Annotated in this window: 13 protein-coding genes; 5 read left to right on the top strand and 8 right to left on the bottom strand. The window is 45.1% G+C overall.

What is annotated here, in order from left to right; all coding sequences use genetic code 11:
- Positions 1-21: 21 nt before the first annotated feature.
- The gene (locus NST40_RS10550) at positions 22-1,116 is read right to left on the bottom strand and encodes a quinone-dependent dihydroorotate dehydrogenase (protein ID WP_076130115.1); all 1,095 of its coding nucleotides are present in this window, start codon (positions 1,114-1,116) and stop codon (positions 22-24) included.
- Between the two features lie 209 nt (positions 1,117-1,325).
- Here NST40_RS10550 and NST40_RS10545 point away from each other — a divergent pair, with 209 nt between their 5' ends.
- Positions 1,326-1,463 (top strand): hypothetical protein, encoded by a 138-nt coding sequence (locus NST40_RS10545; RefSeq protein WP_167348489.1) that lies wholly within the window; start codon positions 1,326-1,328, stop codon positions 1,461-1,463.
- Here the strand turns inward: NST40_RS10545 and NST40_RS10540 are convergent.
- The 3 genes from NST40_RS10540 to NST40_RS10530 form a co-directional block, all read right to left on the bottom strand.
- Positions 1,460-2,893 carry a L,D-transpeptidase gene (locus NST40_RS10540; RefSeq protein WP_342410657.1) on the bottom strand — a complete coding sequence of 478 codons (1,434 nt, stop codon included), beginning with the start codon at positions 2,891-2,893 and terminating at the stop codon, positions 1,460-1,462. The two genes, NST40_RS10545 and NST40_RS10540, sit on opposite strands and share 4 nt — an antisense overlap.
- A 134-nt stretch (positions 2,894-3,027) precedes the next feature.
- A complete protein-coding gene (locus NST40_RS10535; RefSeq protein ID WP_036689316.1) occupies positions 3,028-3,270 on the bottom strand; it encodes a ferredoxin in 243 nt (80 codons plus the stop codon).
- A 161-nt stretch (positions 3,271-3,431) separates the two neighbouring features.
- Positions 3,432-4,724 carry a DNA polymerase IV gene (locus NST40_RS10530; protein WP_076130151.1) on the bottom strand — a complete coding sequence of 431 codons (1,293 nt, stop codon included), beginning with the start codon at positions 4,722-4,724 and terminating at the stop codon, positions 3,432-3,434.
- A 156-nt stretch (positions 4,725-4,880) separates the two neighbouring features.
- Between NST40_RS10530 and cimA the strand changes: the two genes are divergently transcribed.
- On the top strand, positions 4,881-6,500 hold the full coding sequence (cimA, locus tag NST40_RS10525) for a citramalate synthase (protein ID WP_076191352.1): 1,620 nt from the start codon (positions 4,881-4,883) through the stop codon (positions 6,498-6,500).
- A gap of 577 nt (positions 6,501-7,077) precedes the next feature.
- Here cimA and NST40_RS10520 read toward each other — a convergent pair.
- Complete coding sequence (locus tag NST40_RS10520; protein ID WP_342410656.1) at positions 7,078-7,641, bottom strand: TlpA disulfide reductase family protein; 564 nt, start codon at positions 7,639-7,641, stop codon at positions 7,078-7,080.
- Between the two features lie 160 nt (positions 7,642-7,801).
- On the opposite strand from NST40_RS10520, the gene NST40_RS10515 reads away from it, so the two are divergent.
- Entirely contained in the window at positions 7,802-8,281 is a 480-nt protein-coding gene (locus NST40_RS10515) for a M67 family metallopeptidase (RefSeq protein WP_076191348.1), read from the top strand.
- Here NST40_RS10515 and NST40_RS10510 read toward each other — a convergent pair.
- The 3 genes from NST40_RS10510 to NST40_RS10500 are packed head-to-tail and all read right to left on the bottom strand — an operon-like array spanning position 8,263 to position 11,516.
- Positions 8,263-9,012 (bottom strand): exonuclease domain-containing protein, encoded by a 750-nt coding sequence (locus NST40_RS10510; protein WP_076191346.1) that lies wholly within the window; start codon positions 9,010-9,012, stop codon positions 8,263-8,265. The genes NST40_RS10515 and NST40_RS10510 overlap by 19 nt on opposite strands.
- Complete coding sequence (locus NST40_RS10505) at positions 9,009-10,082, bottom strand: DUF294 nucleotidyltransferase-like domain-containing protein (protein ID WP_076184365.1); 1,074 nt, start codon at positions 10,080-10,082, stop codon at positions 9,009-9,011. The genes NST40_RS10510 and NST40_RS10505 overlap by 4 nt, the downstream gene beginning before the upstream one ends.
- Before the next feature lie 39 nt (positions 10,083-10,121).
- Positions 10,122-11,516, bottom strand: a complete 1,395-nt coding sequence (locus tag NST40_RS10500; RefSeq protein ID WP_036689307.1) for an ammonium transporter — start codon at positions 11,514-11,516, stop codon at positions 10,122-10,124.
- Between the two features lie 547 nt (positions 11,517-12,063).
- Here NST40_RS10500 and NST40_RS10495 point away from each other — a divergent pair.
- On the top strand, positions 12,064-12,495 hold the full coding sequence (locus NST40_RS10495) for a MerR family transcriptional regulator (RefSeq protein WP_036689305.1): 432 nt from the start codon (positions 12,064-12,066) through the stop codon (positions 12,493-12,495).
- A gap of 35 nt (positions 12,496-12,530) precedes the next feature.
- Positions 12,531-13,202 carry a zinc metallopeptidase gene (locus NST40_RS10490; RefSeq protein WP_076125126.1) on the top strand — a complete coding sequence of 224 codons (672 nt, stop codon included), beginning with the start codon at positions 12,531-12,533 and terminating at the stop codon, positions 13,200-13,202.
- Positions 13,203-13,207: the final 5 nt, after the last annotated feature.

Genomic DNA, 13,207 nt, shown 5'->3' with positions numbered 1-13,207 from the left:
CTGTCCTTTCGACTCCTTCAATCAGTGATGATCAGCACCCACTGCTTCAGAGATATGACTGAATCCGTCCCGCCGTAAGAGCTGCCGTAATCCGGCATGCAGCCTGCGGTTAACCTCCGGTCCTTCGTAGATGAGTGCTGTATAAATTTCGACCAGACTTGCGCCTGCTCTTATCTTGTCATACGCATCCTGACTGGTGAATATGCCCCCTGAACCTATGATCGGCATCTTCCCTTCAGTCTGGCGATAAATCCTACGAATGATTTCCGTTGACCGGTCACGAAGTGGCTTACCGCTTAATCCACCTGTCTCATTAGCCTTTTCATGACTAAGTCCATCCCGGTTCAATGTAGTATTCGTAGCAATAATACCATCCATACCAGCTTCTGTCAGTGATTGAACCATATACTCCAACTCAGAGTCACTTACATCTGGAGCAATCTTAACCAACAAGCTCTTATTCAGGCCTGTGGCTTTACGCTGAATCTCCATTTCTTCCTTTACTTGTGCCAGCAGGAACGCTAATTCGCTGCCATGCTGGAGACTGCGCAGCCCCGGTGTATTTGGTGAGCTGATATTGACCACAAAAAAATCACCGTACGGATAAAGCGTACGGATACACTGACGATAATCTTCATGAGCCGCTTCATTACTAGTTATTTTATTCCGTCCAATATTTACTGCTATTGGAACTCTGCGATTTTTTAATTTTTTTAGACGCTCTGCCATAGCGTCAGCCCCTTCGTTATTAAAGCCCATACGATTGATCAGAGCTTCATCAGAGGGAAGACGGAACAAACGCGGGCTATCATTTCCCGGTTGTCCCTTAGGGGTAACCGTCCCCACTTCCATAAATCCGAATCCGATCGAAGAGAATCCAGAAACGGCCTCGGCATTCTTATCCAAGCCTGCTGCCAGTCCAACTGGAGTCGGAAAATGTATTCCAAACAGATCAACTGCTAAATCTGCCGTTTCAGGAACGCCATACATCAAACGCAATGCCGCGCTTCCCCCTGGAACTGATGATGATTTATCCAATCCACCTATGACGAGATGGTGAGCCTTCTCAGGGTCCAGCTTAAAGAAAATTGGTTTACCAAAATTACGATACAACACCGTTCTCGCTCCTTAAGGGGTACTTCACTAATCCACGTGTCTACCCGATTCTGTAGGTTTCTTCTTAATTTTAGCCTTTTCTTGAACAAAAGAAAAGCATTTTACCCTGTAAGTGTGCAGAGAGCTTAACCCAAAGTATAGTAATTTTCTTGTAAACGCATTACAATATAGGGGTAATCAGCGATTAAGAGAGAAAGAAGGTATGCTGGATGTCAACTAAACGTAAACCACCAACTTTGCAGCAAAAGAAAGAAGAAGTTAATCGTAAAGCGCTAATGTGGATCGGCGTAAGTTTAACTTTACTAATTCTTCTCATCATCGTTCTGTTTATAGTTGCCGGGAACTAATTCAGCCAGTGGTATACTTTGTGGGGGTTGGTCTGATCATACGGAGCAGCAGGGTTGAAGCGTTTCGCCGGCAGCAGCTGCTTGTCAGGCAGAACCCCTTTACTAATCACCACTTTTGTTCCTTTTGGAATCATAGCGAATAGTTCTTCCACATCTTCTCGACTCATCCGAACACAGCCAAGGGATTCATCCTTGCCGACACTTTCTGGCTCATTGGTGCCATGAATAGCATAATTACTATCTGAAAGTTGTAGTCCGCGGCTTCCGAACTCCCCATTATCATGACCGTTTGGATTGACCACTTTATCTGTAATGATGAAATTGCCTTCCGGAGTCTTGTCTCCCCCAAGCCCTACCTCATAATTTCGTAGAATAACAGAGCCGCTGACTACTGCCAAGCGGTGTTTTTGTTTATCCACAATCACTCTAAGCGGCTGGTCAAAAAAAGGAACGCCCTTTCCACTACTTCCACTCTCGCTTAACGCCGTCGGTATGCCCATTCCCGCCTCAGCAGTTGAGCTTGGAGGCTCACCCGCAACTTCCGGTGTACCCAGTGCCTTAGCAGTTGCTATTTCCTTAAGAGATTTGAACTCACGTTTCATAACTGGTGTCGTCCCGCCAATCCAATTTTCCGGAAAAGGTCTGGTCAATTCCGCCAAAGAAGCCGGAAGCTTGCCTTTATGATTCTGATAAGACCTCATTGCACTCCATAATGTAGCTAGCTCCTCTTGATCCCCCTGCCACTTAGCTGCATCCACCGCAAGTTCCCCTTGCTCTGGCGGTTCGCATGCACATGCCGCTGGATCATAGGATTGGTATACCAACCGTCCGTTCCCATTCTTCTGCAGTGTGGAATTAAGCGGAAGCTTCTCTTTCCACAGCAGCCACTTCCCTTCCCGCTCCATGCCCAAAATAGCAGCTTGAAACGGTTCCTCGCGCATTAGCATAGTTGCCATCAGCTTCCCTGACGAAGCCGAAGCTCCACTCTCTTGCGCTGTATACATCATTTTTCGTGCCTCTAGAACGGGTTCCTTCTCAACATCTTTTTGATCAAGCGGATCTTTAACTTCAGAAGTAACCGTGTCTTGGACCGTATCCTGATCTCCCGCAATATCTAGACCCGGAGCCACAGCCGATGGCACCATAACCAGTAATAGAAGCATCAGCCCAAGCATAATGTAGCGGAATCTTTGCTGCCTTCGGTCCCGCTGGCGGCTTGCCTGAAGCAGCCCTTCCTCATATTCCCGTAGCGTTTCCGCAGGCACCTTACTATGCTCGAAAGCTTCATATACTTCTCCAGCCTGATTGAAGCAATAGTTAGCTTTCCCCTGTTGACCGTTCTTATAGTATTCCTTACCCAGCAAGTACCATGCCATCTTATTGTCTGGATGCATCTGTACATATGCTTTGAGGTGCTGAGAATTTTTCATCGGAACCTCCGAAATTTTATAATTCCTTCCTACATTAATATCGGTCAGACATCGCAAAAAAGACATCCCTAGCTGAACAAAAGTTCGCGAGAGATGTCTTTATGTTGTGCTAGAAGTTACAAAATCCCGGCTAATTAGCCCTCTTTGTTAAAAGGCTCATCCGCAATTTTAATAGAGTCGGTTGGGCATCCATCACAAGAATCCTGGAGATCATCAAACAAATCATCCGGAATCGCTGTGATGCCGTGGTTTCCGTCATTTTCATAAATAACTTCTGCCAAACCTTCGTCATCGTAATCAAAAATATCAGGAGCCGTTGCGCCACATGCACCGCAAGCGATACAAGTGTCTTTTTCGACCCAAGTGTACTTAGCCATTTTATCTCTGCCTCCCGTTGAACAATACAGCGCTGTTGTACCAGCGTCTTATATTTTCTCATATTAATATAAAAAGAATACAATTTCAATCGATTTTCAATACGTTTGCATTTCTGACGCATTCTACGGCATCTATTTTGACATGTCATAGAATGTTCTTGTTACTCTTTATCAGACTCGACAGATAGAAGATTATCCTTTTGCAACGAAGTGCCACGTTCTTTATGATTGCGGAGCCTTGCAGAGTGAGAATCGCTTAACATCCCGGCGGTCAACACTGCATTTTCACCGAATTTATTACGTAGCATGTCCATAGTCTTGTTAAGAGACTCTTTCTTAGGCTGACGTTCGTAATCGAACAAATCAAGCTGAATGGCAGAATCCTCTTTAGCAATCAAGCCCTGCAGGGTCACACCCAGCAGCCGCACAGGCTTCTCCCCATTCCAATGACGAACATATAGATCGCAGACGGACTTGTAGATATCCTCCCCACTCTCCGAAGGAGCCTCTAGCTGACGCGAACGGGTTATGGTCTTCATATCGGGTGTCCGAATGGTCAGCTGCACCCCTGAGGCAACAAGTCCTTGCTTACGCAAGCGCCGGGCTACCTGATCACTTAAATTCAACAAAATCGGTCGTACCTCAGCAAGACCTATGACATCCCGCGGCAATGTTGTGGTGTGTCCAATCGACTTACTCTGCTCCCGCTCAGGATTAACGATCCCATGATCAATACCGTTGCCAGCACGCTTTAGCCATGAGCCCATAACTCCGAAATTCTCAACCAGCATATTTTCATCAGCCGCTGCTAATTGACCAATACTGTAAATGCCCAGTTTGCGGAGCTTTTCTGCTGTTTTTCCACCAATGCCGAACATTTCGTTACAAGGCTTGTCCCATAAAATCTTAGGCACATCCCGCAGCCGCAGCACTGAAATACCGTTTGGCTTTTTTAAATCGGAAGCCATCTTCGCAAGCAGCTTATTGGGAGCGATCCCCACTGAGCATGGCAAGCCCAATTCTTCCATTATACGGCGCTGAATCGTCTCCGCTATTTCCATGGGTGTACCGAATTGTCTGGAGCCAGTTATATCAAGGTAACATTCATCGATGGACACTGCTTCCAGTAACGGAGTATAGCTATATGCAATCTGCATAAAAGCATTAGAATATTTGCGGTATAAATGGAAGTCCGGTTTAATAACGATAAGCGATGGACAAATACGAAGCGCCTTCTGAACCTGCATTCCCGTCGAAATCCCCATTCTGCGGGCGACGTAGGAACAAGTCACTATGATCCCTTTCCGCAATTCAACACTACCCGCAACCGCAGTAGCTTTGCCTCTATATTGGTCAGGGTCCTCTGCCTCATGCACAGAGCAGTAAAAAGCATTCATATCAACATGCAGGATAACCCTGCCACTCGTTGGATAATACTGATCAACATTCTGCACAATATCTACCTTCTTATCCTCAGGTTTTCTATTGTCCAATTTAGAATAACTCTCCGCTGCGGTTAGGTCAACTTAAGAGGCTGTAAAGTTCTTTGTTACATTCCCGCGTAAAAATGCTATAATATATAAATTCATTTCCCTATAAGGAGGACTCTCATGTCTAAGTCCATCTCCATCTTCGATACTACATTACGCGACGGCACCCAAGGTGAAGGCATCAGTCTGTCGGCTGACGACAAGCTGAAGATTGCCAAGAAACTCGATGATCTGGGTGTGCACTATATTGAAGGTGGCATCCCGGGAAGCAACAATAAAGACATTGAATTTTTCAAAAGAGTCAAGGAGCTTCATCTGAACGCCAAAATTACAGCGTTCGGCAGCACTCGGCGGAAGAATTCCTTGGCCGAAAACGATGACAATTTAAAACGTATGATTGACGCAGGGGTTCCTGCTGCTACACTCGTCGGAAAATCTTGGGATTTCCATGTACACACTGCATTACAGACTACGCTTGAGGAGAATCTCGCCATGATCGGCGACTCCATATCCTACTTGAAACGCCAAGGCCTTGAAGTGATTTTTGATGCCGAGCATTTCTTCGACGGATACAAGAATAATCCTGAATATGCAGCAGCTGTTCTGTCCAAAGCCCGGGAAGCCGGAGCAGATTGGCTTGTAATGTGCGATACCAACGGTGGGACCTTACCTTACGAAATTCATGAGATTGTTACCGCTCTAAATCAACAATTGCCCGGAGCCAATCTCGGAATTCACACTCACAATGACTGTGAGCTAGCGGTTGCCAATGCACTTAGCGCCATCGGAGCTGGAGCACGGCAAGTACAAGGTACCATTAATGGTTACGGTGAACGGTGTGGCAACGCCAACCTATGTTCTATTATTCCTACACTACAGATCAAAATGGGTTATCACTGTATTCCAGGCGATTCATTGTCACAGCTTACCAACACTGCCCGCTACATTAGTGAAGTTGCCAATGTTAATCTGCCGGTAAATCAGCCTTATGTCGGAAATGCAGCTTTCGCACACAAAGGTGGAATCCATGTCTCCGCCATCATGCGTGATTCACGGACCTATGAGCATATCGCTCCTGAGCTTGTCGGGAACAAGCAGCGTGTGCTGGTCTCCGAACTTGCCGGACAGAGCAATGTACTTTCCAAAGCGCAGGACATGGGTTTAAATCTGGATCCAAGCAGCGAGCAGGCTCGCCGGGTGATCGAGAAAATCAAAACGATGGAACATCAAGGCTATCAGTTTGAAGGTGCCGATGCCTCACTGGAGCTACTCCTTCGGGAAGCTACCGGCGAGATGAATGAAACCTTTACCTTTGAATCCTTCAAGATGTTAGTTGAGAAAACCGCAGAACATCCAGTAGTATCTGAAGCGTTCGTGAAGCTGAAAGTTGGCAGTGAGAATCTTTATACCGCTGCTGAAGGTAACGGTCCAGTCAACGCACTCGATAACGCGCTTCGTAAAGCATTACAGACCTATTTCCCACAATTAAAGGAAATGCATCTATCCGACTATAAAGTCCGTGTAATAGATGAACAGGATCAGACTGCAGCGAAGGTAAGGGTATTGATTGAATCCAAGAACTTCACAGACACCTGGAGTACGGTTGGTGTCTCCAGTAACGTAATTGAAGCCAGCTGGGAGGCACTTGTTGACAGTATGCGCTACGCGCTTCTCAATGAGCTCTCTTTGGAGAATGAGAAGACGACCAGCAGTGAACCTAGAGGCCTGGTCAATCATTAATTGATCACTTATAGAATTTTGTAAGACAAAAAAGAAGCTTCCCAAAAGTAGAATTCTACTTTTAGGGCAGCTTCTTTTTTATTAAATAGGCTATATAACGGACTATTACTTTAGCCCATAGACTATGGCCGGTGGGCAGTGTGCGGTGCGGGATGCGCGGGGTGTGAGTTCGGGTGCGGGTGCGGTAGAATAATTAGGGAAAAACTCCCTGAAAATAGCCGATATTCGCTATAAATGAACAGAAACAGGGAATTCCTCCCTAAAAATCAGGGTGATTTCATTATTTCCCACCAAAACAGCTAGATTAGAGGGATATTTTCCTAAATTATTCGTTGAATGACCCGAGATCTCGAAATAATAGGGAGAAATTTCCCAATTGTTCTAACGAGGCTTACTTCGGGGTTCCAGCCATTTCTGCTCCACTGTATAGTGAAATTAATGCTTGGGGTCAACTAAAGCAAATCGCGGCTGACCAAAAACGCAGATCAGCGATCCTCCAAAAAGAAGAATCGCTGATCTATAGATTTTTGCTGTTTGGAGAAAAAAGCAGATCTGTCTCCACATGGGACAGCCTGCTTCATGATTCGGTAAGCTTGATTATTTTCTCCTCCAACTCTTCAGGGCTAAGAATACCTAAAATAATCTCAGAGATCACTCCATTCTTATCAATAAGCACATTGGTGGGAAAAACAGCTCCATTATATTTGCTGTACACCTCATCTTTTACATCAAACATAACCGGAAACACAAGACCGTATTTCTTGATAAAACGTTCAGCATTGGGTTTATAATCCTGACTGCTCACATTAATACCGTAAATATCTAGAACATCCTTATACTTAGTGGCCATGGTATTAAGTTCAGGAGCTTCCTGCTGGCAGGGATAACACCATGAAGCCCAGAAATTAAGGATTACCGCTTTATCTCTGGGGCCATCAACTACATAGGTAGTCCCATCTGTTCCCTGAAGTGAAAACGAAGGTGCACGCAGTCCAGCCTTAGGTCCACTCTTCATCGGCAGCTCATTTTGCTGCGCAAGCACAGCTTCTGCTTTTGGCTCACGATTATACCACACCGCAAACACAGCAACACATACAACTATGAGTAATACTGTTATATTTAATTTATTACTTGCTTTCATAGTCATCTGTTCCTTTACGATTGGAATAGTTTTCTACTATTGTACCCTCAATAGGTTAAATTTCAAACCATCCATTTTTTACACAATAATATATACTTTTATAATAAAAAAGAGGGTTTCGTCTGCGACGAAACCCTAATGAAGAGAGAGGGGTGAACAAATGGCAGCATTCCAGGGAAATGTCCAGCCTATTAGACTGAAATATTCCGTACAGCAAGCACTGGGGAAGCACCTGCTGTCCTGTTATCCGCATGAAGCATGCGGAGTCCTGCTGGGTGCTGCCGCAGCGGGTGGCATGCTCATAGATACTTACGTACCCTTGCGCAACGTAGCGCCAGACCCGCTGCACACTTTTACTCCCCACCCTGAAGAGTGGATTAATGTACTGTACAATGAACCAACTATCATCGGTCTATTTCATTCCCACCCACATTCAGCACCTATCCCTTCAGTTGCCGATTATAAAGGACTAACAGCACTAGGAGCTGAGTTTGCGCTTTATCTTATAGGTTCTCCCAACACCAAAGATAGCGGCAATCCCATTCTGAACGGATTTTATATTGAGCGTTTGCCTGATGACCGCGGCGGTAATTTGTTCCGCGGTTTATCTCAAGCCCCGCTTCACGTTCTACTTAAATAAGCATAAAGATCACCCAAGGTATCCACTTGGCCGCGCTCCGAAATTTCCCGCAGGTAGATCACCCACAGCTGTGCTGTCATCTTTGCGTCTTCCAATGCATGATGACGGCCATGAATCGGAATTTCATGCACATATAGCAGCTCATCCAGCGAATAATTACTTCGCTGTGGCTCAAGCCATCGCGCTAACATCATCGTGTCCAGCACACGGTGTGTTAGCTGAACTTTAGAGGTTTTCCATAAAGCAGCATTAAGAAAAGCCTTATCATGTGAGCTTGCATGTGCCACCAGCACATTCTGACCTACAAAGGACATAAAATTATGAAGGCCATCCATTAAGGAGGGAGCGGATTGTGTCATTTCTTCCGTAATCCCAGTCAGCCTTGTAATATCCTCCGGAATAGCCGTCTGACAGTTCACCAGTGTATAAAAGCATTCCTCTTCTTTAATCTGCTCTCCAATGACCTTGACGGCTCCGAAAGACATAATCTCATCCCCATGCTGATGGGAAAAGCCTGTAGTCTCTAGATCAAAGATCACTGTCTCTAATTCAGACAATGGGGTATGCAGCACCTCAGGCCGCCGTTTCTCTCGCATCAAAGATCTAATAAAGGCCATTTGCTGCGCAGTCTGTTGTGCAGTTTCTCCACCTCTCATCGAAGCAATTGCCGAGGGCATTCCACCTTGTCTTAGATTACTCCAGAATCCTCCGCTTTTGTTCGGCTCCCTCATGACCGCCACCTTTCCGCTGAGCGGAGCTGACGCTGCAGCGCCCGATGAAGGCGTCTGACAAGCAGCAGGCTTTCACGCAGCTCAGACAGCAGCTGCTTATTCTTCAATTCACTCTCAGCTACATAATCACTGCTGATTAACAATCCATCCTGAACACTATATGGCGTGTTCACTCGCAACCGCATTGCTAATAAGAAAGCTCTGCGGATATCCTCTAAATGTTGATATTTCCCAAGCCTATCAAGCGCTTCAATCCGCTCTAATGTCGAGCCAGCTCTAATGCCATGTAGTAATGACAACCGTCTAACAATGTTCACTAACGGAATATAGACCCCATACTTAACATCAAATCCGCCTGCATAATCACCAAACCGTTCTGTTAACACCTGTCCCAGTAAATTCAAAGTCGCTTTGTGGCGTACTGTATTGCGAAGAACAGCATTAGACAGCTGCTCATTTTCCGCAAAGCCTTCATAGAAAGCTTCTTGCCACTTCGCTGATAACTTCACGCTTCCTGCGACATGACGCATATCAGAAGAGATAATAAGATACCGGATCGGCTCCCATTCCAACTGAGTTCTCCAGCTATCAAGCTGCTCTATCCATTCAGATAATGTCTTACGCCACATGACTTGGGAGCACATTACCTTCCCCGCACATTTCTCATATCCTACTTCTTCAAGCATATCGGATAACAAAGTTCCGAAAAATTCGAAATAGCGATTTTTTTCCCCATCAGGCTCTCCTTCGACTATCAGGCCATTATCCTGATCGCTCCAAAGCGTTGCCTCCTGCCTCCCACTGCTGCCAAACACAATAAAGGAATAAGCACAGGGAGGCGGGCCATAGCCCGCCTCTTTCATCTGCGCCTCACATATGAGTACTGCGGTTTGGGCAATAAGATCATGCATAGTATTCACACGGAACATCCATTCCTCTATAGGAATAACATTCAACTGTTCGAGAAGTACTTTTTGACAGGCAACACGCCTCTCCCTAAGCTCCTCTGACGAACCGGCCAATACGATGGTCCTAAAGCTTTCTTCATTATACTCATCTGTTAACTCCATCGATGCCACACGGTCCGCCTCCCTGTCCGAGTTGAAATGTTATTGTTTAAGGGTTTTGGATTCCGAATCTGCGATCAATTTCATTTGCTCAGGGTATCCGTAAGTACCATGTTCACTGATATCCAGGCCCATCAATTCTTCTTCTTCTGTAACACGAAGTCCGATAGTTACCTTCATTACATACAAGATGATGAAAGAAAGAACGGCTACGAAAACAAATGTTCCAACCACACCAAGCACTTGAACGCCTAGTTGATGGAAACCGCCACCGTAGAACAACCCAGCTTCACCTACCAAGCCGCCTTTAGTGATAAGCTCAGGTACAGCGAACAGTCCCGTTGAAACTGCACCCCACATCCCCGCAATACCATGCACCGAGAAAGCATAGATTGGATCATCAAGCCCTGCACGTTCCAGCCATTGGGAAGTCATGAATGTAAAAGCGCCAGCTACAAAACCAATAATGATTGCTGCCCATGGATCAACGAAAGCACACGCTCCTGTGATTGCAACTAATGCAGCCAGAACACCATTCAGCATTGCTGGAATATCAGATTTACCAAAGTACAACCAAGAAGCAATCAATGCTGCCAAACCACCTGCTGCTGCTGCGATGTTCGTTGTTAGGGCTACGTGACCGAAGAAACCGCCCATTGGGGACAAAGCACTACCTGGATTGAATCCGAACCAACCAAACCAGAGGATAATAACACCGAGTACAGTAAATACTTGGTTATGACCTGGAATGATCACGGGTTTACCTTCTTTATTAAACTTACCAAGCCGAGGCTTAAGCAATATGGTTGCTACCACTGCTGCCGTTGCACCTGTAAGATGGACAACCGTGGAACCTGCATAATCTTGCATACCCAGCTCAGCCAACCAGCCACCGCCCCATACCCAGTGTGCTACAACTGGATAAATTACGACGGAGAACAAAATTCCGAAAATGATATACACACTTAGCTTCGCACGTTCTGCCATACCACCAGATACGATAGCCAAGGAAACTGCTGCAAAGGCCATTTGGAATAAGAATTTAACATTTAAAGTAACATCAGAAAATGCAAGTGATTCAAAAGAAGCTGCGGTTGAATCTCCTCCGTACAAGAAGCCTGTAGTACCGAAGAAGCCATTGCCGTTACCGAAACCAAGTCCAAAGCCGATAGCCCAGAAGCAAAGACTTGCGATAGCCAGGGTAAGTACTGTCTTACCTGCTACGTGCCCTGCATTCTTCATCCGAACCGAACCCGCTTCGAGCATTGCAAACCCTGCTTGCATAAAGAATACTAAAATGAATGCCAGGAAGGTAAACGCTGTGTCCAATCCGACTTGTAAGTCTACGTTCGTCGGACCGTCCGCTGCAAAAGCACTTACCGGATAAATCATCAGTGTAATCATGGCCAGTAACATCATCAACCATTTCTTTTTCATTTTTACCCCACTCCCCAATGTTATATTTTCTAACAAAGCGTGAAACTCTTAATGTCATTATAATCAGAAGTCAGGTAAATTGACAAGACTATTTTGGGAATGTTTTTATTTTATTTTATTTGAGCACACGAAATTTTCACAGTACTAATGGACTAGAGGTCCTAAAGACCTGATTCTAGCTGCATTTTCATTAAAATAACTACGCGCACAACCTCATTTATATTACCTGATAATTGAACGCTTCTTTTATCAAAATCACAAAATACATAACATTTAATGTTATGTATTGGGGTAACTTATAGTTTTCAACCCAATCATTCTTCAAATTTGATATCCCTATGAGTTTGAGTGTATTGTATAGAAACTACAGATCACCGTTCATGAATTAACCCTTCTTTACTGCATATACTTTATGAAAGTATGACGTTTGACTGTATGGTTTCCAGTTTGTTATCATTACAGATAGCATAAGAAACCATCAATTTAGGAGATGACCGCCACTTATCGGCAGTCGTATTCAATTAGTGAGGCGAGATTAAATGGGGATATGATTTTGTATCGAATTGGAGAATTAGCTAAGGCTGCTCACATTAGTGAACGAACTATTGATTATTACACGAAACTGGGATTAATCTCCCCGGAATCTAGAAGCACCAAAAATTATCGGCTATACAGCCATGAAACCTTGGCTGCTTTAGAACGTATTACTCAATTAAAGCATGACAAGTATTCATTGGAAGAAATCAAATCTATGCTAGGCAAATGGAACGAGGCAACACCAGAAACTGACGTCTCTGATAAATTAGTTGAGTTAGAGCAGCAAATGCAGCGGCTAGAACGGGAAGTAAAAGCCCTTGAACCTCTTATTAGTGGTTTGAAGCCAGGACAGGCCAGTCGCGTACTTTCAAATCTGCTCCCTCAGGGATTAGCCTGCATGGAAGCGATCCGGCTATTGCTTACGCAAGGACCGCCAATGTAAATACCATATTTACAATACAGTGGAGGAATGCATCTATGTTTATGTACCTATTAGTAATTATTGCTTTTCTTTTCTCATTGTGGGCACAGTTTAGAGTCAAAGGAACCTTTAGCAAGTGGTCAAAGGTAGCTAATTCGAACGGCCTGACTGGATATGAAGCCGCGAGACGTATGCTCGATGCTAATGGCTTACACGATGTTCCGATTGAACCTGTAAGAGGCACACTCTCAGACCATTATGACCCCATCCACAGAGTTGTACGCTTATCAGAGCCTGTGTATTATGAAAGTTCCATCTCTGCAATTTCTGTCGCTTGTCACGAAGTAGGCCACGCGATTCAGCATAAAGTAAGTTATCCTATGTTGACACTTCGTCACCGGATGTTCCCGGTAGTTAATTTCGCATCAGGCATCGCGCCTTTCATGCTGATGGCAGGTTTCATCTTCGGTTACTTTAATCTTATAGGCTTGGGTATCATTTTCTTCTCAGCAGCTGTTGCATTCCAGCTCGTAACGCTGCCTGTAGAATTCAACGCCAGTAACCGGGCTCGTCAGGTCATGGTAGAACAAGGTTTCATCCGCAACGAAGAAGAACGCGGAGTAGCAAAGGTTCTCAACGCCGCTGCATTAACTTATGTTGCTGCCGCTCTAGTATCCTTGCTTGAATTGCTTCGCTTGATCACCGTCTTTTTAGGCAACCGCGACTAATATCG

The organism is Paenibacillus sp. FSL R10-2778, assembly GCF_038593035.1.
GTDB lineage: Bacteria > Bacillota > Bacilli > Paenibacillales > Paenibacillaceae > Paenibacillus_AQ > Paenibacillus_AQ odorifer.
This window is presented reverse-complemented; position numbering and strand designations above follow the sequence as displayed.